General features: G+C 39.6%; 19 protein-coding genes. 8 read left to right on the plus strand and 11 right to left on the minus strand.

Features of this window, described 5'->3' with window-relative positions:
- Positions 1-21 precede the first annotated feature (21 nt).
- The 3 genes from BGK61_RS11940 (at position 22) to BGK61_RS11950 (ending at position 4,051) form a co-directional block, all read left to right on the plus strand.
- Positions 22-1,857, plus strand: a complete 1,836-nt coding sequence (locus BGK61_RS11940; RefSeq protein WP_076011200.1) for an acyltransferase family protein — start codon at positions 22-24, stop codon at positions 1,855-1,857.
- Positions 1,858-2,025: 168 nt separating this feature from the next.
- On the plus strand, positions 2,026-2,877 hold the full coding sequence (locus BGK61_RS11945; protein ID WP_014979036.1) for a glycosyltransferase family 2 protein: 852 nt from the start codon (positions 2,026-2,028) through the stop codon (positions 2,875-2,877).
- A gap of 43 nt (positions 2,878-2,920) precedes the next feature.
- Positions 2,921-4,051: a glycosyltransferase gene (locus BGK61_RS11950; protein WP_014998064.1), complete on the plus strand. Its 1,131-nt coding sequence runs from the start codon at positions 2,921-2,923 to the stop codon at positions 4,049-4,051.
- Here the strand turns inward: BGK61_RS11950 and BGK61_RS11955 are convergent.
- Entirely contained in the window at positions 4,034-5,158 is a 1,125-nt protein-coding gene (locus BGK61_RS11955; RefSeq protein WP_076011199.1) for a glycosyltransferase family 4 protein, read from the minus strand. The genes BGK61_RS11950 and BGK61_RS11955 overlap by 18 nt on opposite strands.
- Before the next feature lie 110 nt (positions 5,159-5,268).
- On the minus strand, positions 5,269-6,366 hold the full coding sequence (locus tag BGK61_RS11960; RefSeq protein ID WP_014998062.1) for a glycosyltransferase: 1,098 nt from the start codon (positions 6,364-6,366) through the stop codon (positions 5,269-5,271).
- A 286-nt stretch (positions 6,367-6,652) separates the two neighbouring features.
- Between BGK61_RS11960 and BGK61_RS11965 the strand changes: the two genes are divergently transcribed.
- The 3 genes from BGK61_RS11965 to BGK61_RS11975 all read left to right on the plus strand — a co-directional run bounded on the left by BGK61_RS11965 (position 6,653) and on the right by BGK61_RS11975 (position 11,270).
- Positions 6,653-9,115 carry a right-handed parallel beta-helix repeat-containing protein gene (locus tag BGK61_RS11965; protein ID WP_234349449.1) on the plus strand — a complete coding sequence of 821 codons (2,463 nt, stop codon included), beginning with the start codon at positions 6,653-6,655 and terminating at the stop codon, positions 9,113-9,115.
- A 205-nt stretch (positions 9,116-9,320) separates the two neighbouring features.
- Entirely contained in the window at positions 9,321-10,235 is a 915-nt protein-coding gene (locus BGK61_RS11970; protein ID WP_014979031.1) for a glycosyltransferase, read from the plus strand.
- 48 nt (positions 10,236-10,283) lie between these two features.
- Positions 10,284-11,270, plus strand: a complete 987-nt coding sequence (locus BGK61_RS11975) for a sulfotransferase domain-containing protein (protein WP_014998060.1) — start codon at positions 10,284-10,286, stop codon at positions 11,268-11,270.
- A gap of 26 nt (positions 11,271-11,296) precedes the next feature.
- Here BGK61_RS11975 and BGK61_RS11980 read toward each other — a convergent pair whose 3' ends face one another.
- The 9 genes from BGK61_RS11980 to BGK61_RS12020 form a co-directional block, all read right to left on the minus strand.
- Positions 11,297-11,980 carry a sulfotransferase family protein gene (locus tag BGK61_RS11980; RefSeq protein WP_232298296.1) on the minus strand — a complete coding sequence of 228 codons (684 nt, stop codon included), beginning with the start codon at positions 11,978-11,980 and terminating at the stop codon, positions 11,297-11,299.
- 224 nt (positions 11,981-12,204) lie between these two features.
- Positions 12,205-12,882 carry a hypothetical protein gene (locus BGK61_RS11985; RefSeq protein ID WP_014979020.1) on the minus strand — a complete coding sequence of 226 codons (678 nt, stop codon included), beginning with the start codon at positions 12,880-12,882 and terminating at the stop codon, positions 12,205-12,207.
- Between the two features lie 174 nt (positions 12,883-13,056).
- Positions 13,057-14,511, minus strand: a complete 1,455-nt coding sequence (locus BGK61_RS11990; RefSeq protein WP_076011197.1) for an oligosaccharide flippase family protein — start codon at positions 14,509-14,511, stop codon at positions 13,057-13,059.
- A 44-nt stretch (positions 14,512-14,555) separates the two neighbouring features.
- Positions 14,556-15,485, minus strand: a complete 930-nt coding sequence (locus BGK61_RS11995) for a glycosyltransferase family 2 protein (protein WP_232298295.1) — start codon at positions 15,483-15,485, stop codon at positions 14,556-14,558.
- Between the two features lie 19 nt (positions 15,486-15,504).
- Positions 15,505-16,488, minus strand: a complete 984-nt coding sequence (locus tag BGK61_RS12000; protein ID WP_076011196.1) for a glycosyltransferase family protein — start codon at positions 16,486-16,488, stop codon at positions 15,505-15,507.
- 48 nt (positions 16,489-16,536) lie between these two features.
- A complete protein-coding gene (locus BGK61_RS12005) occupies positions 16,537-17,397 on the minus strand; it encodes a glycosyltransferase family 2 protein (RefSeq protein ID WP_014979016.1) in 861 nt (286 codons plus the stop codon).
- Positions 17,398-17,443: 46 nt separating this feature from the next.
- Positions 17,444-18,541 (minus strand): glycosyltransferase family 4 protein, encoded by a 1,098-nt coding sequence (locus BGK61_RS12010; protein WP_014979015.1) that lies wholly within the window; start codon positions 18,539-18,541, stop codon positions 17,444-17,446.
- Between the two features lie 4 nt (positions 18,542-18,545).
- Entirely contained in the window at positions 18,546-19,868 is a 1,323-nt protein-coding gene (locus BGK61_RS12015) for an O-antigen ligase family protein (RefSeq protein WP_076011195.1), read from the minus strand.
- Positions 19,869-19,870: 2 nt separating this feature from the next.
- Positions 19,871-21,010, minus strand: coding sequence for a glycosyltransferase (locus BGK61_RS12020; protein WP_076011194.1), 1,140 nt, complete (start codon positions 21,008-21,010; stop codon positions 19,871-19,873).
- Between the two features lie 336 nt (positions 21,011-21,346).
- On the opposite strand from BGK61_RS12020, the gene BGK61_RS12025 reads away from it, so the two are divergent.
- Together BGK61_RS12025 and BGK61_RS12030 are read left to right on the plus strand one after the other, a co-directional pair.
- Positions 21,347-22,075, plus strand: coding sequence for a transglutaminase-like cysteine peptidase (locus BGK61_RS12025; RefSeq protein WP_014998055.1), 729 nt, complete (start codon positions 21,347-21,349; stop codon positions 22,073-22,075).
- Entirely contained in the window at positions 22,075-24,012 is a 1,938-nt protein-coding gene (locus BGK61_RS12030) for a bifunctional diguanylate cyclase/phosphodiesterase (protein WP_014998054.1), read from the plus strand. The genes BGK61_RS12025 and BGK61_RS12030 overlap by 1 nt, the downstream gene beginning before the upstream one ends.
- The last annotated feature ends 9 nt before the right edge of the window (positions 24,013-24,021 follow it).

The raw sequence follows: 24,021 nt of genomic DNA on the forward strand, positions 1-24,021 counted from the left end.
ATATTCAGGGGAAACATTGGGGTGACATCTTCATTCAGAACCGACATTCAAGGACTGAGAGCGCTAGCAGTACTAAGCGTTGTTATCTACCATATTAGTCCCAAACATTTAATTGGCGGCTTTATCGGGGTCGATATATTTTTCGTCATATCTGGCTATCTTATTATTGGCCAAATATGTAAACGCCTTTCTGCCGGCAGTTTTAGCATATCTGATTTTTATGTAAAACGGTTTAAACGCTTATTTCCAGCTTACATTACCGTTGCTGCTATCACCTCTCTTTTCGCCTTCTTTTTCTTTCTTCCGAGTGAATTTAAAGGTTATTCCATCAGCCTTATTTATTCCTCTCTTTACCTTTCAAATTTTTACTTCTATTCAAAATCTGGATATTTTGACTCAGAACTTCAAGGGAATCCGTTACTTCATACATGGTCACTTTCCGTTGAAGAGCAATTTTATGCTGTAATGCCATTTGTTTTAATCTTTTGTTTCTCAAAGTTCAGCAAATGGAAATATGCGGGTCTACTTGCTATTGGTTTTGTAAGTTTTATTGCTTGTTTAATACTTTCAAACACAGATATAAGCTTCGCTTTTTTCTCGCCGTTTACTCGATTTTGGCAGTTTATTGCTGGCGGGTTCGCAGCTATATATTTATCTCGCCTATCCATAAAACCTCGCTTAAGAGAGCTTATTAACTTTTCCTGTATACTTGTATTAATGGCTTCCACTATGTGGATGAGTCATGATGATTTCCCTGGGGTTAAAGTCATAATTCCGACCTTAGCGACGACATTATTTCTCGGGCTCTCTCGCAAAGGCGATTGGGCATATCGGCTTTCATCTTTAAATATCGCAAAGTTTTTTGGCAATATATCGTATTCACTATACCTGTGGCATTGGCCTGTAATCATTTTCTATCCGCTAATTTTGCAGCAAGAAGCAACGCAATTTCACAAAGTAAACATATTGCTCATATCAATACTATTAGGAAGCCTTGGTTATTATTATATTGAAGAGCGTTTCAGGCGTGGCCCAAGCAAACCTCTAAAGGTAGGCTTCGCAACGGTAAGTCTTACTTGTTTGCTAGCATCGACAGTGTGGGTTAACCAGAGCCTTCAGGAGTCTCAATTTTCACAAAAGCAAAAACAGCTGGAGAGTTTCTTAGCATACCGTACGCCTCATTTTCGGGGAGGTACATGCTTTTTGACGTCACAGTCTACGGGAATAGAAGACTTCGATAAAACTACATGTATTGCGACTGACGATGGCAAGGAAAATATCCTTTTGATAGGTGACAGTCATGCCGCGCATTGGTACTCTTCTCTTAAGAAAAATATTAGAGAGAATCAAACTCTTAGCCAAATTACAGCCAGTGGATGTAAGCCAGTGTTGAAAACCAGCGGAGCAAAACGTTGCGAAGAGCTCATGAATTGGGCTTATCGTGAATCGATAACGTCCGAGCAGTATTCAAAAGTTATCATCTCTGCGAGATGGCTTGAAAAAGATATTGCCCTACTACGTGAAAGTATCGAACTGTTACAGTCTCGAGGGCTAGAGGTAATAGTTATTGGCCCCGTAGTCGAATATTTTCAACCGTTGCCTCGTGTACTAGCAATGTCAGATAGCGTTGAAACCATAATGAATAGTAGCAATTTAGACGAGGTTCGAAAAATTGACTCTGAAATGCAAAAGGAATTAACAAGTTTAAATGCTAATTACTTTTCAGCGGTTAATGTAATGTGTGCTGACCAAACAGTATGTATAACTGAAGTAAACGATATACCTGTACAATTTGACTATGGTCATTTAACTGAAGCCGGTGCTAGAAAAATTCTCGAACAATTCGACTACTTGTAATATTCGATATCTACTATTTTGTTTCGCTAGCTTTTTAAAATCGCCAGAAGTATAGATAAAGTCGTAACAACGATTGAATCTACCAATGTGGTGAGCTTTTTGCTTGTTAATTAGCTGAAGCCGCAAAAATGGTAACATCGCTCACCCTTCAATCATCATGGACAAAAGATGCAAAAAACAGTTTCAGTTGTCATTACGACGCATAATCGCCCAGATTATTTAAAAGAATCCCTTGCCGCAGTATTAAAGCAAACTGTTCCCCCTAAGGAAGTATTTGTGATTGATGACGGTTCATCAGTTAGCTATGAAGAAGTGTTGTCTCTGTTTCCTGCTGAGCACTTTACTTATATCAAGACTCCAGTAGCATCTGGCGCAAATGCTGCCCGAAACTTGGGTATTGATAAATCAAGCGCAGATATCATAGCGTTTCTTGATGATGACGATGTTTGGGACGTCGATTATTTGGAGCAACATATTGCAGCGCACGATAGTGCAGATGCAGTGACATGCGGCTATCGCTTCTTAGAAACGCCAGACAAGGTGCATATCAACCCAATTGAAAACATCACTACAGACGTAATTAAGAAAGGTAACAAATTCTGCGGAATGAGTGGTGTAACTTGCAAAGCAGTACTAGCGAAAAAGCTTAGATTTGATGAAGAGTTAAAAAATAGTCAGGACTGGGATTTCTTCGTTCGCATAACCCTTGAAAACGCTGTGTTTAAAAACATTCCCAAAGACATTTACTTTTACCGTAGAGGCCATGTAAGTATTTCAACTGAAGTAGCAAATATGCCTCTTGAGAAAGTATTCCCTCGTCTAAAAGCATTCAAAAAGCATCGCGAGCTATTAGGGGAAGAAGCGTACAATGATAGAGTTGCAAATCAGATTCTAAGTCAAATAGGCAAGAAGAATAACAAGCTCGGCTGGATTGCATTATCTCTGCGAGAGGCGGGATTAATAGCGACCTCAAAGGTAATATTAAACAAGGATAGAATAAGAAAGAAACTTGGAAGGTAAGACTCTGACACTAATGAATCAGTCAACAAGCTGACCTTTTATTATGGAAAAAAGAAAGGTTTTCTTTCTCATTAATTCAATAGGCTTTGGCGGTGCCGAAAGAGCACTCGTTAATTTATTAAGTATTCAAAGCCACTATGCTGAACTGGACGTAAGCATCGTTCTTCTAGACGATGAGCCATTAGCAAGACCGCTACCATCTAACGTGAAAGTTCATCAACTCGATGCGAAACGCTCCTTGCTATTCAGCCTGCTGCAATTCCACCAGGTTCTGAGAAGAGAGAAGCCATCACTGGTTGTAAGCTTTTTAGTAAGAGCTAACGTTTGCAATGCCTTGACCCGTATAGGCAAACATCATAAGGTGGTTTTATGCGAACGCATGCACCTTAGTAGTCATCTAGATAACCAATTCTCAGGTGTAAAAAGAGCGGTAGCTGGTGTCATGCCTTGGCTTAGCTACCTTAATGCAGATGCTGTACTAGGCGTTTCCAGTGGTGTGACGAAGGACCTCATCGAACATTTTCGCGTTAGTGCCAAAAAATCGCACACTATTTACAATCCCTATGATATTGATGGCATCAAGGCTGCGAGTTTAGAAAAGCCCGAAATTTCGCTCCCTTCGAGCTTTATAATCAGTGTGGGAAGACTAACTGAAGCTAAAAACTTTAAGCAACTAATAAACGCTTACCTCTTATCAAGTGAAACCTCGCCACTTTGTATTCTGGGAGAGGGTGAGCAAAAAGAAGAGCTCAGAAAGTTTATTGTCGATAAAGGCGCCGATGAAAAGGTAATTTTATTGGGCTATGCGAAAAACCCTTTTTCAATTATATCGAGAGCAAAATATTACATTTCCGCTTCTACCAATGAGGGCTTTCCCAACGCTTTATTAGAAGCCATGACCCTTGGTCTTCCTGTAATTATGACAAATTGCCCCTCAGGACCTGCGGAAATACTCGAAGCAGACGCGGATTTCGAAAGTGACGACTTGCATTTTGGCAAGTTTGGTATCTTGGTACCAATGAATGACGAGACTCAGCTGACGCTCGCTATTAATCAAATGCAGATTAGTCAAATACGATTGAACTACTCAACTAAGAGTAAGTTACGTGCTAGTGATTTTCACATAAACAAAATTGCAGCCGAATATTGGCAATTTTTAAAACGATTTATTTAAAAGACTCTTAAACAGACTTTCGTGCCTTTTAGCGTTTAAGGACCACGTATTTTTTCTCTGAAGAGACTCTGCATGGGTGCTTTTGTAGGTCTCAAAATCTCCAACTTTCAATTTGTTACGAAGTACGTTTGTATCACCTCTTGGAAAGTAGCTCTGCTCGGCTAGTTCAAATTCTCGATGAGCAGCAATATCACTTGCAATGATGGGGGTACCCGCAGACAAGGCTTCTGCGAGAACCAAACAGTAACCTTCCATGTAAGATGGGTTTACTAACAACGCTGCATTTTGGTAAAGAGAAACGAGTTCATTTCCGGTGCGTATCCCGGCGAAGACAACGTTTTCGCTAGCGAAAGATTTCAAGTGTAAGACATAGCTGTCTTCAACATAGTTAGAACCAACGATAACAAGCTTTTTGTTTAATGAAGGCGAATCTAAGAAGGCCTTTATTAAATCGTCAAATCCCTTTGTTTTATCTAACCTCCCAACGGCTAAGATGTATGACTTAGGTGAAAGATTAAGTTCACATAGCACGTTTGAGTTACTTTCCTCGTGCTCATTAAACTCCAATGAACCGGCGTTTCTAATTACTACTCTTTTACTAAGTAAAAAAGCGTACCGTTGATTAATTTCTTCTAAGACAGAAGCACTTACACATATTATTTTATTTGCAAAAATTACCGTGAATAACTCACCTAACTTAAGTATGAGTTTCCCGTGCCATCGCCACTTGGGCCTTTTGTAGTCGGCAGCATGATGAGTCACTACAGTTTTGAAACCCAATAGCCTTGAAATAGGTGCGAAAAATCCTGGCCCAATACCATGCAAATGAACGAGCTTAGGATGGACAAAAAGCCTGGCGTAAATGAGGGCATAAAACGTATGTACGAACGTTTCTAGGCCACTAATTTTAGGCGCAGCTAAAACGGTAACTTTTACACCCTTAAAGATATATCGCTCCATGCTTTTGTATGAAAGCCTACTTAATAGCACGACCTCAAATTTAGACTGACTCTCAACTAAACGTGGATATAAATTTTCACAAATTGTCTCAATTCCACCAACGAAAGATGGAATACCTCTCGTCCCGATAACACATATTCGCGCCATCAACTGTTCCTTACGGATTTACATGCGTCCATTCATTAACTGCGTTGAATTCAAAAATTAAACCTTGGTAGATGTGCCCGATGATCAGGCACCGTTATTTAGCACTGTAATTACATGCTGTTGATTACCTCAGCGTAACGCTCTGCCACGTTTTTCCAGCTATAGTGAGAAGCCTGCTCAACCGGTAGATGCCCCCATTCTCGTTCAAGTGCTGTTTGAATTGCCTGAGCGTATTCAACTGAATTCTCAACGTTACACACAATGCCAGCTTGGCCTGTCAGCGTTCTTCTCATAGCATCATCTGTGGCAACTACAGGTAGACCACTAGCCATCGCCTCTAAATAGACCCTACCAAACGGCTCGTCTTCAGACGGCAGTGTAAATAAATCAGCCGAACGATATACTTTGGGTATATCAGCAAAGTCTACTGTTACTATTTTGAACCGAGTACGGCCTAGCTTATCCGTGCAAAGCTCTTCAAAGTATTGCTTATCTGGCCCATCTCCACATATCAATAAAGCCGCATCAGAAACCTTGCTCATGGCTTCAATAGCCAAGTGTAATCTCTTGTGGTTTCTTCTATTCAAAGAACCCACAGTCAGTATCACGGGCCCTTGTAAACCATGGTCAAATTTTTCGCCGACTGGACTAAAGAGTGAAAGGTTAACACCGTTAGGAATAACTTCTACACGTTGTTTAGGGTTGATAGACAGTGCGTAACGCTTGGTTTCTTCATTAAATACAACCAGGCAGTCAGGTTTAAATTTGAGATTCCTTCTGAGTACCTTCCCTCCTGAAACCATGCCAGCCCTCTCGGTATACAAGATGGGGGCTTTATATAGTTTTCTTGCAACATAGGCGACTGCTAACCCGCCGTAGTCGTTATTTGGATAGATGACATCAGCTTTCTTAAAGAGCAGGTACGGTGTATAGGTAAGAAAACTCGTAATTGCTTCAATGAGTAAAGAAGGGTTGGAGACAAAGCGGGTGAGCAACCAATCTATAACCTTGTTTCTCTGCGCTTTTTTAACTTTACCTCTAGGGATGCAAGGGATAACGACACTTAGGTCGCTACACTTCGAAGCGCTTAACAACCTTACATCAAAAAAGCTTGCAAGATGTTCAGCCATCTCATAAGCACTCAATTGCGACCCACCGCTTGATGAAATTCCTGCTTCGGGGTGGATAACTGCTACTTTTTTCTTCATACAATTTCCGTGTTGGGACGCCTATTAGTTTATTGCCATTCAAGCGCGGCTAAACTCACTTCAATGTGAAACCAAATCTTTACGTTTTTGACTTAAAAATAGTTTAAGCAATTTAAGTTCCGCTTTTTCCACCATCTAGTATTACGCTCTGGGAGTTATATTTTTATGAACCTTAGATTGTAAAGATCTTCAGACATCACTTGCTACGTATATGAGATACCACTACCCTTTTACAAGCAGTCCTTCTTTTCGTTTTTATCTTTTTCCACATTCACAAGGACAGACCATGAAATCTCCCATGCTTACGAGCAGTCTCTTGCTTCTTTTATTCTCTCTCAACTTTATTGTCTCGTGTGCAAGTAATAGTAATAAGAGCGCCATGACTGGGAGCGGCCTACAATTAGGCGATAAGGTTAATGCCTATCTAATGGCCAACAACGCAAATAGTAACACTATCAACGAACTCCTTCTTCGCTACCAAGATTCTAAACCCGAGAAACGCCAGATAGAGCTATATCGCGACGAAATTGCGAGTTTGTATAGCAAAAAGGTGTTAAGTGTTTCCATATCTACAGATGAAGAAGAAATCAAAACACGTTTGTCTTCAATAAACAGCGCAGAAGCAACGGCATTATTTTCCCTGTTCCCGATAGATAGTGCTAAATGGAAGAAATTAATTTCAACTCATTCAGGGTTAACAAACAATGAAGTCTACGAATCTGCAATAGCTGCAGGATTAGATCCCTCGACCACTTTCAAAGCTTCTGCAGCTGGTTTTACAAACACAGTAACGCCACTCATTAACTCTATTGGATTGGTTATTTATGGACAAGACGAGTCGAGTACCGCAACAGTTCGCTTTCGGGAAGATAGTGAAACCCAGTGGCGCGAAGGCTTAAACTTATCATGGGAACCCATCTTCGGTTCGTTTGCAGGCAGTATCGTGTACCTTAATGCAGACACCACCTACCATATCGAAGTACGAATTATCGACGCAAACGGCGCTGAGCAGCAGTATGCCTTTAGAACCAAAACAAAACCAGATTCACCCCCCATTGATCCGGAAAAAATATACTATCTGTCAGATATCTATACTGGGGGCCAACTTGATATAGAGGCACTAAATATAAGCGGTAGCGAAAACGGGTATGCAAAAATTATTGGTGATGGTCCAGTAATCGAAGCATCTAGTGATGAGTTGGCCGCTATAAATATTGGAGCACAGTCGTACATCATGTTAGAGAACCTTACCATCAAGGGAGGACAACGATACGGTATTTTTGCAAAGAAAGCCCACCACATATGGATCAAAGGGTGCAATATCTCAGAATTTGGAAGAGAGGCTGTAGATATACGTGATGGCGTAGCCTACGCGAGCCCGACCACAAACTCCCCTATCAATTACGATTCTGGTATTTATCTCGAAAGAAGCGGCATCGCTGTGATTGAGGAATGTGAAGTGCATAGTCCAAACTTAGGTGCCAATAGCTGGGAAGCCGGGCACCCAAAAGGTGCAAATGCACTTCAAGTTTGGGCATATCATGATAGTGAAGCTTATAGAGGTGAATTTGTAGTTAGGAACAATCGTTTTTACGGTGCGCCTAACCATAGATTCAATGATGTAATAGAGGGAAGAAAGAATTTCGAAAGACGAGGTGGTTTTGTAAAAAATTCAGCGATCTATGGAAATTATCTCGCCTATGCTAATGATGACCTCATCGAAATAGATGGCGGACAACAAAATGTTTTGGTTTATGATAATGAAATGGAACAAGGCTATGTAGGGGTAAGTATTGCCCCTAACACGCTTGGACCAAGCTATATTTTTCATAATCACATCTACAATCTTGGCGATGAAACAGGTAAAGAGTGGACTGCAATAAAAGCTGGCGGCCTCATTTCCAAGCCTGCAGGTAGAACATTCATATTCGAGAATGTAATAGTTGTGGACCGCAACGGTATTGCAGCATCTAAAGTAAATAACGACACCACCTTCTGGGTGACGACGCAAAACAATATAGTTTTTACCAAAAACACTGGCTACTCCGTAGGTTATTGTATCTTTGATAAAGAAAAGTATATAGGTAGCACAAGCACCAATGATCTTTGCTATAACGAAGATACAATGGACTCAAGATATGAATTTAATATTGATAATCTTTTAGAGCATCCAGAATCAGACGACATATCATACGTTACCTCACTGAAAGAAAGCACAGACCCAACTCTACTCATTTCAGAAGAGTTCAGAATTCCTAATTTTTCATCAACAATACTTTTACAGTCTGTTATTGAGCCCAAAAGTAACGTATGGATATTTGAGCCTAATTCGACAGACCATGTCGGCTTTCCAAAGCAATTTAAATACGGCGAAACTTCAATAGATAAAGACAACACCGTAACGCTTACTGGAAATAATTGGCAAATGTTCCCAATAAGTTACACGCTTACAGAGAATTCTGTGCTGGAATTAGAACTCCAAGTAGAAGGCAGACCTGAAGTTGTAGGGATAGGGTTTGAAACTGATACAACTTTAAATAGTTCAAGAGTCATAAAGTTCCATGGCACTCAGGCATGGGGGGTTAGAGCAGAAGATTACTATAATGCGAGCTCAGGAGTTATAACTTTCCCCATTGGAAAGTACGTCAAGGGTAAGGTTAACTACCTTTTACTGGTTTTGGATAACGATGACATCGAGAGTTGGCGTAATAGGGATAGAATGATCATTAAAAATATCACTCTCAGATAATATTTCTCAATTAAACTACACTCTTGAAATTGATTGTCCCATGAATATTTTGGCGCAATTTCTGCTAGATAATATTTATAAAACTCACTTACAGTAAAAGGCTGAGCTTATTTTTAACGATATAATCTTTAGTAACTACTAGATTGTCACAATAAGCGCATCTCAAAGTTGTAAATTGGTTAAAAATAGCACTAAGGGAAGTAGAATGGAAAATGCTAAACCGTTAGTCTCGGTTATTATTCCAGTGTTCAATGCGCAGCGATATATCAAATTAGCTCTAGATAGCATATGCACACAATCCTATAGAAATCTTGAAATAATAGTGATTGATGACGGCTCAACTGACCAGTCCAAAATGATAATAGAGAATTACAATGATGAACGGATTCGATTCTTTTCTAGAGAAAACCTTGGGTTAATATCAACACTCAATGAAGGGATTGACCGCAGTACTGGTGATTATATTGCAAGAATGGATGCTGATGACGTTTGCTTGCATGACAGGTTAAATAGACAAATTGATTTTCTACGAAGTAATGACCAAATTGGAGTGGCGTTTACAGGAATCGAGCTTTTAGATGAGACTGGGAATATCATGCGATCAAAAGTTTCAAAAAAAGCACGTTCGATAGAACCTGTCGAGCTTCTGTTTGGTTGTCCACTTTGTCATCCCACTGCTATGTTTGATATGACCAAACTCAATAAAAACGATATATATTATGATGCAGATTATCACCTCGCAGAAGATTTCGAGCTTTGGACACGTCTAATATCAAAAACTAAGATAGGTCTCTTGAATGAGGTTTTGTTTGGCTATCGGATACATTCCAATAGTATTACATCTCAAAACGGCGACAAGCAGCGAAAAGTTGCTTCACAAGCAATTTATAGAAACCTGGCACCTAAAAGCTCCAAAGCCATATTGTCTTCTTTAGGCGTTGTATACAACAATCACTTAGGTAATGAGTCTTTGTACAAGACCACACTTTCTTTGCTTCATGTAGGCTCAAAGTTGAAGAGTCTAAATGGAAGTTTCAGTTACAGAAAATATTTAAGCAAGTCCTATTACTTGCTAAGAAACAAAATCCGATCCTCTAAACATAGTAGCTTAAGATCGTAGCTTTCCACTAAGAGCTAACACATCAACACATAATTTGAAAGTAAACTAATGCGAAAATCTGTAACGAAATACGTAAGCAGCAAACTAACCGAATTTAGAAACTTCTTCAGAGTTAGAAAAGCAACCTCACGTGGTGATTTTTCAAATGTTATCTGGCTTATTGGAGACGGGAGAAGCGGAACAACTTGGATAGCAAGCTTATTAAACGCGGATAAATCATATAGAGAAATGTTTGAGCCTTTTCACCCTAAAAAAGTAAACGGGGCAAAGGAGTTCAGAGAAAATATGTTCGTAGATGCGGATTCAAAAAACCCCGCGTTAAAACGGTACATGGCTTCTGTTTTCAACGGTTCCCTTACGAATTCATGGATAGATAAAGAGCTTCTTTCTGATAGTTATGAGGGCTTATTGGTAAAAGATGTCTTCGCTAATTTGCACGCAAAATGGTCTGTACTCCAATTTCCATTTGTTAAGCCAATACTCCTCGTACGAAACCCACTGTCAGTGGCTGCATCCAAATATGTCACTAAACGTTGGCACTGGCCAAGTTCGCCAGAAATCTTTTTAAATGACAAAGCGTTAATGGCCACGCACCTAAAAGGGTTGGATGAAGTAATTTTAAAAGTCGCACAAAGGAACGATTATATAGAAAAGCAAATATTAAATTGGTGCGTTATACATAAGGTCATTTCTAAGCAATTTACACTAGATGAAATTCACATTATTTGTTACGAGCAAGTTTTAGAGGATCCTCAAAGAGAAATAAGTGAGGCTTTAGCTTTTAGTGGAAAGAAGCAAAACGCTGAGTTAACTCCAAAAAAATTAAGAGAATCTTCTATTGTATCGTTTAAAGGGAGCTCCGTCATAGAGAACAAAGATCCACTGACAATCTGGAAAGAAAACATAACGCAGGAGCAGGTTGAGCTCGCATCAAACTTACTGAAAGCTTTTGAGTTAGATGGTTGGTATGAAGATTTCCATTCTCCTTGCATGGAGAACATACTATTAAGTTTTGCCAAGAGCACTATAAATTAATAGTGCTCTACTCCAAGGTTACTGATTTATAACGCAGCTTTTTCACTTAACTTACGAAACGAAGACTCGTAGCAGTTATTTAGATTTTTTAATAACGACTCAGATATAGTAATGTCGTTATTTTCACGTGTAAGTACTATTTTCCCTTTTTTAATATTATCAGAGGTATCACCAGACTTTTTCATTCCTGTTTTATTAAAGGATGAGTATTCTGTTGATAAAGGAGTCTTCAAATTTAGAGAGTTCGTCAGCCTACTCAAGGTTTCGTCAGGGCAATTCACAATGTCATCGGAATTCACAAATATATAATCATCGAGGTGTTGCGAAATACGTACTAGCTTACCCAGTCTCCCAATGTAGTAATCACATGCCCAATCGATATTGCCATATTTTGCGTTACCCTGCTTTCTGCCCATTGTAACTATGCTTTTGACGGTTGCTTCTGGCGGCCTAACCATAATAATTACTTTAAACTCATCTTTATTTAAAAATTCTGCCTTTTTAAAATCGTAACTATTATGGAGGACCTTATCAAAAAGTATTGTATTGGAATTTATTTCCAGTCCGTCTTGATGCAAAGCTATTTTCTGATCGAGCAGTGAGCCAGTGTTTTTGTATCTAATGCTGAGTTCACTGTACCCAGCTATACCTTCATTAGAACCAAGTATGTGTGATAATAGAGAAGAGCGACTTCTCATATGGCTGAGCATGAACAGTCGCTTTGGCTGCGTCCATACGAGGCTTGGGTGTTTGACAATGTAATGAAACCTGTGAAGATGATTCATCCCGTATACTCCCTTCAGGCAAACTTGTTGGTAAATAAAATTACGTTGTAACTTTTAAAACCACGATGTCATTTCAAAAGTCCAAAATTACCTTTACGATAAGCAAAAAAAAAGCCAGCATGATAGCTGGCTTAAAAGTAAATTATTTATTAACGTTTTATTCTTCTAGATGCGCCAATTCCCACTAAAGCTAGCGACAAAAGAAGAATACTTGAAGGTGCACTGACTGTACTAACATTGCCTGTAGGTAAAGAAGTGATCGACAAGCTATTAAAGCCTTTTTCGAATACCTGTACGCTTTCTACGCCATTCTCATCGAAAGTAAGAAAAGAAAAAGAATTGATACCAGTCAAGGCGTTAAAATCTAAATCAATAAACCAAAAATCACTTGAAAACGAAGAGAGAATTAGACCATCAGTCCGATTAGCTCCCCACGTCATATCAACGTTGTACCCAGAAGATGTCGTAGTTATTACATCATTTCTCAGAGCTACATTTGGATCGTCTACAAAAACGATTTCCCCGTCACTGAGAGTGATATCAAAGTTTACATTTCCCTTGACACTCCCTGGACCACCAAATATTAAATAAAGACCAAGCTGTCCTGCATTATCATTAGCAAAAAAACCCACTAACTGATTAGCTAATTCAAATCCAGTATTAGCACTGTAGTTACTTTTTGAAAAGTTATAGAAAGAAACTAAAGACTTGTTGATATCTAAAGCATTTACTTCACTACCGTTAACAGATAGAAGCCCTGCGTTGGCGTTTACACTCACACTTAAAAAACAGAAAGCACAAATAGCTTTCAGAAAAATACTCTTCATTGCAACTCCCGGATATACAATAATTATTTCATCAAGCGTGTTTGCTTTTTGAACTCCTTTAAGACCACAGCATCAAGCAATTATCAAGCCAATACAAAAACAACAATAAAATCAAAATCTTGAATTTGATAATCATTTGATAAAGAAGCTCTTGTTAAATAATTTGACACTTCATTACCGCTTTTTAGAAGCCAACATTTCCTTAAGTTCATTGAGTTGCACTTTAGCATGGCCAAAGAACAAGGTGATATACATGAAGGGGTAGATTAAAGCCCCACTTGCAATCAGAAGGATTAGCGATAAAACATCACTATTTACCCAATTGGTTATGTGTGGCTTTATAGCAATTAACAAAAAGTACATTGAAAGCGCTGAGAAGCTAGGTGGCACGAGTGAGCTAAACAAACGCTTTGAGTCTATTGAAACATGTTTATTCACAATAAAGATTCTAATTGGCAAAGAGATAAAGCTTGCTACAACCAAACTGATGAGCATAAATTTGATGCCAAACCATATCGTAGCCCCAGCGACCAATATATTCGAAATCAAATTAAGCAGTGTCAACTTAAAGGCATCATTTGTCTTTCCGCTTGCGATTAAAAGGTTTGGTAAAAACCAAGCAACTACACCTGGGAACATGGTAAATGCCGATATAGCCATAAACTCTGCACTTGGAGCAAACTTATCACCAAACGCAATAGTAACAAATGGGTCTGCTACCGCTGCTAGTCCCATAAAAATAGGCAACACTAGTAATGCTGTTATAGTTACCATTTTTATAAAAAGGTTCCCCAAGTCATCTCTTTTCTTAACTCTTGAAAAGCTTGGAACGACCATTGAATTTATGGAGCTCATGGTTACTTGATTTATCACAAGCGCCCCTTTATGAGCAGCTGCCAAAAGCGCGAAACTGGCAGGTCCTAACACGATTCCAGTAAATAGATTACTCGCTTTTCTATGCAGAAAATTCATTATTGTCATGCCAAACAACGGTAGGCAAAAGCTGATGAGTTCTTTATTATCTTCTCTATTGAAGTGAAAATAAGGTTTGAATTTAGCAACGTAGATAAGAAGAATATATTGAATGATAGCATTGACGAGCTTACCAATTATCAATGCCCATAGGCCATAACCACTCTCAGCCAACACGATAATAGTGGCTGCAGAAATGAGGGTCGCACAGAATTTTGCGATTCCCATTTGTTTATTTTTAAACTCACGCAGAAGTTTTCCGCTAACAACCACTTGTAAGCTTGTTACGAGAGTAATCGGTGCAAGGCTTGCAACTACCCATGCAGCTAGCTCAGAATAGGAGTAATAAGCTATTGGGGCACCGATACCGAGAATACCGATAACTACAACCAATCCCATTCCGGCGACGAATGTCATAGTACTTGCTGCGTATCTATCTTCCCACTTATCACGCTGTACGAGGTTTTGGTTAACGCCAGCGTTTACAAGAGTATTAGCGAATTCAATGAATAGAAAGCAGAAACCAGCTAATCCAAATTCTTCTAGTGTTAGAACTCTAGCAAGATATGCATAAACTAAGAAGTCTACAACATTGATCCCTGTTCTTGTTAGCGATGTCCAAATACTACCGTTGGTGGCTTTTTTCTTAAGCGACATTGGGTTTCTCAATAGTGAATTTGAAGAGATTTAAGGAAAGTAAATTAAGCTCTATTTGCTTCTTTTCCCAACTGAAGCTTTGTGAATTCACTTAAGCTTGTAAGAAAAATTAATAACAAAAGCCAAACCAAGCTGATTTTTCGTTTTATTGACAAGCCTGAGTGCAAACAGGTTTTTTTTGTTCTCCCCAAAAACATTTTTACCAATCCTACGCAAAACCTCAGTTTCTCCTTAAAACCCGCTTTTGAGAGCTCAGCATCCCATGTTCCTCCGACAACCCGCCTCCGTTTTATCAACAATTCCGATTTATTTCTGGAAGGATGAAAAACTTCTGATTTTTCTGAATATATGATTTTTCCGCCAGAATTAACTACACGCTGACTGAACTCAACGTCGCCACCTGACTTTAGTTTTTCGTTAAAACCCTTGTGCTTTTTTATAAGCGACATCGAACAAAAAAGATTGGCAGTTATACACTTTCCACTGTTAGCATTTTGATCTTGTTTCATTGAAAACATATTTTCAAAATCCAACGCACTTTGCTGCGTTTGCTTTGAGGCATCGGAGAAAAATGAGACCTTTCCTGCGACTATCACATCGCCATGCTGCTGCGCCGCGCATCTTAGTAAGTTAGTAAGCCACTCTGTCGACACCAAACAATCAGAATCTGTGAATGCAACATACTCGCCCGATGCGACTTGCAAACCTTTATTTCGAGCAGCATATGACCCTGGCGTTAGACATTGAAGTAAACGAAAAGTATCGCTCGCTATCCCCTCCATTAACTGTTGCAAGTACTCATATGTTCCATCAGTAGAACCGTTATCGATAATTATCACCTCATAGCAACTAGCTGGGTAGTCGATGGCTTGTAGCTTTTCGATACAAAGGCCTACTCTATCGATATCATTGTATACTGGGACTAGGACACTAATTTTCGGAGTAGATGACGGAAAACTATAATCTGAATTCATTCCATTTCTCTTTAAGATTCTAAACTGTAGAAAGAATAACTTTCCAAGCATTAACCACTTTGTCTTCTCCGTAGCATGCGATCACTTCCTCGAGAACTTCCCTTTTGGGTACAAACATACTTTGCAATTTTTTCTCGGAGAGATTAGAAGTGTCCACAAGATGGACAAAAGAGTGTTGCCCATTCTTGACTCGACCAAATTCGCTTTCGTTGATTAAGACGTTACACCCCTCCCCGATAGCATGATAAAAAGATCCCGAGCTGATCATTGTGCCGTCAGAGTGAGGTAGAAGGACAAACTTAGACGTTCGAAGAAGGTAATTCAGCTCTTCACTGGAAAGAAACCGGTTGTCCCAAACAACGTTAAGCCCTCGCTCTTCGATAATAGATATTAGTTTTTTTGTATAAGTTGGATCTGAACACTTCCCTGCAATCTTAAGTGAAAGCGTTACTGGCCAATTACTCAGAACTACGTCCAAATTTTTATAGGGCTTTATCCCTCCGAAAAACAAAACATCGGTCGTATATTCACTCTCGTCCTGCTTCATATCTGCGAAAATCGCATTATCGGACTTGTATAGGGGGTGAACAAGTGAAGGAGAACTAAAGTAATCTTCCAATGACACTGGGCGGATTCTCAGTAACGTGTATAGATTGCATAGAAATTTAAAACGTTTAGTGCTTCCATTACTATTATGTGGCCTGAAATTATGTTTCACCCAAACTACTTTTTTAGCGAAAATCTTTGAAAAAGTTATCAAAGCAATCATCTTGAAGAAGTATTGGACTGCTGTTTTATAAGATCTGCCATACACTCTGTCTTCTACCCAATTTAAAATAACAATTGCGTTGTTTGGACGAGTAATTAAATACTTAATAAATGCAAAATCAGTAGGCTGAACGTCATAGCCTAATTTTTCAAGAGCTATTTTATTTAAGTTCAAGAACTCATTTTGACTTCTAGGTGGGTACATAAAAGCTTTTTCTGCAATTTCCTGACTCATTTTACATCTTTTCAATTTGCGACTTTCCCTTAGCTTTTATTTCTTGTACTAAATAGACATGGGTTGTTTTAAAACCTTTCTTCTTAAAGCTCGATAGAAAAAACTGACCGTTGCTTTAACGCCAGCGAGCTTTACAGATAATAAAACCCATTTTGTTTTGCTATGTTTGTATTTAAGTGAAAACAATACTTGCTCACTGATTCGCTTTCTGAACCAATAATCACCAAGGAAGCTTCTATGCTTAATTGCCGAGGCTAACCTGGGATAGATGTTTTCAGGGCTTAAGTGACGAAGCTTCGCTCCTATACCGTCAGCATTTTGAAATCGATATGAAAACAATGCTTTTGGAATATTTCGGAATTCGGCATTGCTCAAAAATAACCTCACAAAAATATCCCAATCTTGCCCATTAGGGAGTTCTTCATCGAACCACAGGTTTTCTAACAAATCCCTTCTGCAGCTAAATCCAGACATACCGCAATAAGTATTGCCACGTAATAACGAAGTTTCAGTTACTCTTACGTCGTCATTTACGACTATTACACTCTCATTCCCTAACTGTCTAAACCCCGTTACTACCGCATCAGCCCCTTCTATATACTGGCGCGAAATTTCGCATAGATAATCAGGTAGCCAAACGTCATCATCGTCTAAGAAAGCAATAACTGCGCCTGAACTCTTAGTTATACCAATATTTCTTGCCCTATTAGCTCCGCTCCTTTTATCTAGGCGGACGAATTTTGCATTATTTCTCTGAATAGCGCTCAAAGCTTCTTGATAAGATTCTTCAGAACAATCGTCTATCACTATGACTTCTTTTGGCTTTTTCGTTTGTAAAGATAAGCCACTCAATGCTTCTATCAAAAAAGCGGGTCTATTACGTGTCGTAATTACAACTGAAATGTCCAACTAGATTCCTTTCTAACTGCGTGGAATTAATTTTTTAAATTAGGAGCTAAATTAGCAAATTTTTAGCGTGTCCCAAAGTAACATCTGAAATACTTTCCCAATTATATTTACTCAAAAACGCATCTCTATTGAGATTTAAGTCTAGGCCGGATAATGATGACAATTTTCCCGCTAGCATTTCTACATCCCCCACTCCAAAATAACAGTCTTTCGGTGCATCAATGTCCAAATTAGGAGAAATATCACTTAATAACACTGGACATCCAGCACTAATTGCTTCTAATGCAACTATAGGCAAACCTTCATGGTATGAAGGCAAAATAAATACGGATGCATGTTGAAACAACGCCTTGAGTTCGTCGCCAGACCTCCTTCCGGCGAACAGGATATTGCTAGAAGCAGATTTTCGTAGATTGCTACAATATTCATCTTGATGGTCTGAATCACCAACAATAACCAGTTTTTTCGTTATATCTGATTTTTTGTAAGCGTCAACTAGGTCATGAAAACCTTTCTCAGGAACGAGCCTTCCTACCGTGAGAATGTAGTCATCTGAATTTATATCTAGATCTTTGGGTAAGTAATTACTTGATAGTTTTCCGGTAAATGTGGGAAGCATCCCGTTCGGAACAAAGCTCACTTTATCGGCATGCTCAGGGTATGAAATTTTAAGCGCTTCGCTTAAACTGCGGCCAACTACCAGCACCCTATTCCCAAATACAATCCCCATTTTCTCGCCAAATCTAAGTACTTTTTTAGCGAAAGAGCTCCATTTCTGTCGATCGTAGTCTGCACCATGATGGGTAACCATGACTTTCATACCAAGTAGTCGAGCCAAAGGTGTAAAAAGTGCAGGTCCAATTGCGTGTAAATGCACGATATCAGGTTTTACGAACAATCTTGCGTAGATAATAGCAATGAACGTATGAAGGAACGTTTCTAATAGTTTGTGCCGAAGCGCCCAAACGCTAATCACTTCAACACCTTCAAAATTGTAGCGCCTTTGATTTACATAAGGGGAGCGAGCAAGCACAGTAACCTGTACCCCCTGCTGCACCATTTTGGGATACAGTTGTTGGCAATGGGACTCTATTCCCCCCATAACATCTGGAATACCGCGAAGGCCAATTGCACAAATCTTCATAAAACTAATCCCTTGTCGTTAAAAGTGCTAGCTGAGTTCTAAAGCTTAAGTGGGTTTTCGAAGGCTTTGTATTCCCTAAAGACACCCCAATCAGGATTGCAAAAAATATTAACCCCTCTATGTTCCATAAAGGCATAGTTGCTAAATTCATTGTCAAAAAGCCAATTAGGGATAAAGGTAAAATTTTTGCCAACCGCTTGTCTGATACGTTTGCGGTTACAAACAGCGCATATAGACAGAGTAAAAGAAAAGACATTAGGCCAATGTAACCATACTCATAGAAGTAAGAAACGTAGGTATTGTGTGCATAATGCTTAAATACACCTTTCCAAGAGTCAGGGCCAAAGCCAATCATTTGTCGAAGCAAGTCTGAATTGGTAAGTGCGTTGATGTACTGACTCCACAGATAAACTCTAGAAGACATGATATCTTTTTCTGCTTCACTGAAATAAATAGGTGATTTAAATATCAAATCCAGGTTAGAAGCTAACGTACCTACATCCGCAAACCTTTCTCTTAAAGTAAAAGAAATGGCGACAAATACGAAAATGAGCAGCATGGAAACTATAGTCAAAACAGGCGCTTTTTGAGAAGGCTTGAGACGTTGCTCGACCAACGAGTAGTAAAATATTGCAGCTATGGGAAGGATAGTGAGTACGGCAGTTCGATAATTAACCAAGATCAGTAAGAAAACTGCGACGGTGAACAAGGTTGTTCGAAACTTTACTGCATTTCGCTCTGTTAAGCCTAACACAAATATGAAGCTCACAATGATCATCGAAAACGCGGCCTCATGGTTATAGCCTCCGATATAACTGGCTGAGCCGTCGTTTTCTGTCGCCTTAACTTCACCAAGGGCGATAGACAAAACTTGTAAAGTAACCGGCATAAAAAAACAAACTAATAGTTTCTTAAACGTCTCACTGTGACCTTGGACTCTTACAGAAAGAAATATTGCGCCCGCTAAAACAAGAAAATAACACCATTTTACCAAGACATTAATGGTGCCCGGTATCTTTAAATTAATGAATCCACTGACAAATATTGTCAAAAATAAAAAATAGAAAGGTGCCAACTTTCTAAGCGCAAACACTTTGAGCGGGAGAAAGAATAGGCCCAAAGCAGCAATGCTAATGCTGCTTAAAGCATTAATGGAAAAACCCGCAACCAATGAAGGGTACGTAATAGTATGAAATGCTGCTAAAAAAAACCTAAGCCAGATCGCGCAAATGGCGAACGCTAAGTATTTGTTGCAGTTCCCAGTTATAGTGCGATACACCATAATGAAACTGATCAGGCCAACAACAACTTTTAACCCTTCGAACATGCTTATTTACAAACCTTATCGATTATCGCAATCACCTTTTCTTGGAAGGCATGGTAAGAGAATTGCTGCGCACAGACCTTACTCTTCATTGCATATGAGATGCGTACGCTCTTGTCTTCAAACAGTTTTAACGCGCTGCACACACCATTTATGTTTTTCAATTCGCATAGGATACCGTTTTTTTCTTGGCTCGCACCAGACACATGATAAGGATACTTTTCAGCTATAATTTCAGCAGGCCCCGATTCACAATTAGTAGCGACTACCGCTTTCTCTAAACACATTGCTTCTACAATAGCGTTTGGAAACCCTTCAGCATTCGATGTGCTAATAAAATATTCAGCGCTTTTCACGTAAGGATATGGATTCGATTTAAATCCGAGGAAATGAACTTTGTTACCCACGCCGAGTTCGTTTGCCAGTTCTTTAAGCAATAATTCTTCATCACCCACGCCTAGAATAACTAGGTCTTCTGAAATATTCGCCTTTGCATACGCATTAATCAAAAGTGAGAAATTTTTGTTTTTTACTAATCGTCCAACACTGATGACATAGGGCGTTGATGGTAAATCTGAAACACCTTCCGCTGCCTGCCCCCTCAATTGCTCAATATCATAGGGATTATATAACACAGCGATTTTAGATTCCGGCACCGCATAATTTTGAATTAAGTCGGCTTTTACCCCTTCAGACACAGCAACTACACTATCGGCCTTATTGTAAAGCAATCTAACAAGCAGCCTACTTACGGTGTCTTTTAACCCACCTGAAAGGTGACTAGTAGTGTTGACCCGTTCACTGATGATGGATTTAAAACCCATCCGCCTGGAAAGTGAGACGTTTAGGAAGTTGCTGCGCGTGAGGAAACTAAACACATATTCTGGGTTGAGCTTTTGCAACACTGGCTTTAATTGTTGATAGCCCTTAATTAGGCTGCCCTGTGAATTCAGGACAGTCTTGTTGACGTACACGGGGCATTGATGAGACTCAGGGAGGTCATCTAAAAGGATGAGATGAACGGGAGTCTTTCTTTCTTTGAAATAAGGTTCCATTATGGTTAATAGCTTAACCATAACGCGTTCAGCGCCACCGCCTTCAAGTGAATTTATAATAAACACCGCTGGACGCGCTGAGTACTTCATGAAAGTTCCTTTTCGTTGTAATAAAGCTACAAACATTTGCAATAGTATCAGGGGTTATCAATACCCGTACACGCTTGCTACCCTTTAAATTGAATCAAAGGCTCGAAATTATAGTGGTTTTTTAGGGGATTGTGTAAATACACCTTGTAATTAAGAAACACGAATTATGCCAATTATGATCACTTTTGAGTAAAAGATAATTCAGTTGAGCAAAAACCTTTTAAGTTATCACCAAGTTTGCCATCATTAACCTAATCACAGGTGAGTCAGCGTACACCGTTGTAGTGAAACATTTTTTACACTCACCTTAATCTATTGCATTTAAGTACCCACGGTTTGCACCAAAAAGAACGCTACGGCACGCGAACACAAAGCTCAGCCACTCCAAGCAGTTTAACTACTGCTGCACGTGTTGGCGCCGTTTTAGGATTTTTCGCCTGCTTTCTTACCTCTGGTGTTGCCCAGCAAAAGACGGTCTTTACTGAGCAGGTTTATCAGCGAATTGATATGGTGTATGGCAGCGATGCCGCTGAAGATGTTGCAGATTGGCGACAATTGATCGATGAATTACAGCATGAAGCGATTGATGAAAAACTCTATTCTATCAACCGTTTTTTTAACCGCTTTGATTTTGTGGATGATCTAGTTCACTGGAATGAGAAAGATTACTGGGCCACACCAATAGAGTTTATAGCCACCGGCGCCGGTGACTGTGAAGATTATACCATTGCGAAATATTTTTCACTGATTGAACTTGGGGTACCCGAAAGTCAGCTAAGGCTTATGTATGTTACGGCGTTAGAATTGCGCCAACCACATATGGTGTTAGCTTATTACAAAACGCCCACCTCAATACCGTTGGTTTTAGACAATATTAATAGACAAATTTTACCTGCAAATAAACGTAGAGACTTGTCCCCTATCTACAGTTTTAACGGTAATGGATTGTGGGCAGCAAAAGCAATGGGTACGGGCCGCAAATTGAGAGGAAGTGGCCCGATGAAAATGTGGGACGACATGGTAGAGCGACTAGAGCGCGTAATGTACGGAGATAAAGAAAAATAATGAGACTATCTACCCAATTAAGTACGAGCTTGGCCATATTTCTGGTCTTAGTGTTTGCTGGCTCTTTCATAATAAATGTTAAGCTAACTCGCGAGTATGTGAATGAGCAATTGGCGACTCACGCACAAGATACGGCAACGTCGCTAGGGCTTTCTATAACGCCTTATATTGGCGAGCCCAACGGAATAATTGTTGCAGAAACTATGGTAAATGCCATATTCGACAGAGGGTTCTATCAGTACATTACTGTCACTGACATGGAAGGCAACTTACTTATTGAACGCCAAAACCCACATACTCAAGATTCAGTGCCTACGTGGTTCACTAACCTAGTCGAAGTCACTCCACCTGTTCAACGTACAGAATTAAATGATGGCTGGACCCTTGCTGGAGAACTGACAGTTCAAAGCCATCCCGGGCTTGCAAACGAAACGCTTTATGAAAGCGTCAAGCAAAGTGCTTTTATGTTTTTCGCCGCATTTGTTGTAGCGTACATTGCGTTACTTTTCATTATTACTACTATTACAAAGCCACTGAGAATTGTGGTTCACAAGATTAACGACATTCAAAACCAAAAGTTCTCTCAAATAAACTACAAGCCGTTTACGCAAGAGCTTACGTTTATCACTCAAGCAGTGAATAAGTTATCCTCTTCTGTAGAGGGTATGTTTAAGGAACTCACTCAAAAAGCAGAGCATTTTAAAGCTCAAGCGTACGAAGACAGCCTGACGGGGGTTCAAAATAGAGGCGCATTTACCCGTCATATGAACGCTCTATTGAGCTCTACAGCCCACTCAATTGAAGGCTATTTGGTGATTGTTCGGTTGGCCCATCTCAACGCAATTAACACATCTCTTGGCGCCCAAGAAGGCGATAGCTACGTTACCTCCATAGCCAACATTCTCAAGCAATTTACTCACGAATCGGCAGAAACGACGCATTTATTTAGACTATCTGGCGCCGACTTTGCGCTAGTTACTGAAGCAGTATCTAAAAGAGAATGTGCCGACCGAATTGGGAGACTCAGTGAAACCCTAGCTCTCAGCAACCCTTTGAAAGACGGTAACCGCTCAGTTTGGATGGGTGTGACACGATTTAGCGATGAGCAATCATTTTCCGAAATTATGGAAAATGCTGACAGTGCGCTTATGGCGGCAACTAAACAAGCCAGCGGATGGCAATTTGCCTCAGAACTTTCTCATATTCATAGCAATACAGCTTGGCGAGAGCGGTTAAATATTATCTTGGAGCAACAAAACGCAGATATTCTCATCCAGCCCATTATGAGCAGTGAAACAAATACCCCATCCTACTTTGAAGCTTTTGCTCGCTTTAAAGACAAGGAAAGTGGCAGTATTATACCCATGTCTCAACTCATACCGGCGTCAGAACGTTTGAACCTGATCCCAGAAGTTGACAAATTGGTAGTGACCCTTGTTCTAAGAAAGCTTTCCCAAACCAAATGCGATGTAGCCATTAATATTGCAAACGCATCATTGGCGAGTGCTGATTTTAGGTCTTGGTTGGTGTCACAACTGAACCAAAATATCGCACTTTGCACTAAGTTGGTGTTTGAATTCGAGGACGCTGCGCTTATTCATTATAAAGATGACGCTATCTCTTTTTGTAAAACTCTGATGGAGTTGGGATGTCGCGTAACAATTGAACACTTTGGAGAAAATCTTGCATCACTTGCAGGGTTAAGAGCACTTCAGCCTCATTTCGTAAAAATTTCTGGAAAACTTACAAAAGATATCCAAAGCGACAAAGACAATCAGTTGTTTGTAAGTAGCTTGTTAAGCATAGCACGCGGGTTAGGAATTAACGTTATTGCTGAGCTAGTTGAAAATGAAGAAGAGTCTGTGGCTCTAACTCAACTGGACGTGGCTTATCAGCAGGGATTTTATTTTGCCAAGCCTACGCTTTGGCAACATTAAAAACCTTAT

Source organism: Alteromonas abrolhosensis (genome assembly GCF_001953635.1).
Classification (GTDB): Bacteria; Pseudomonadota; Gammaproteobacteria; order Enterobacterales; family Alteromonadaceae; genus Alteromonas; species Alteromonas abrolhosensis.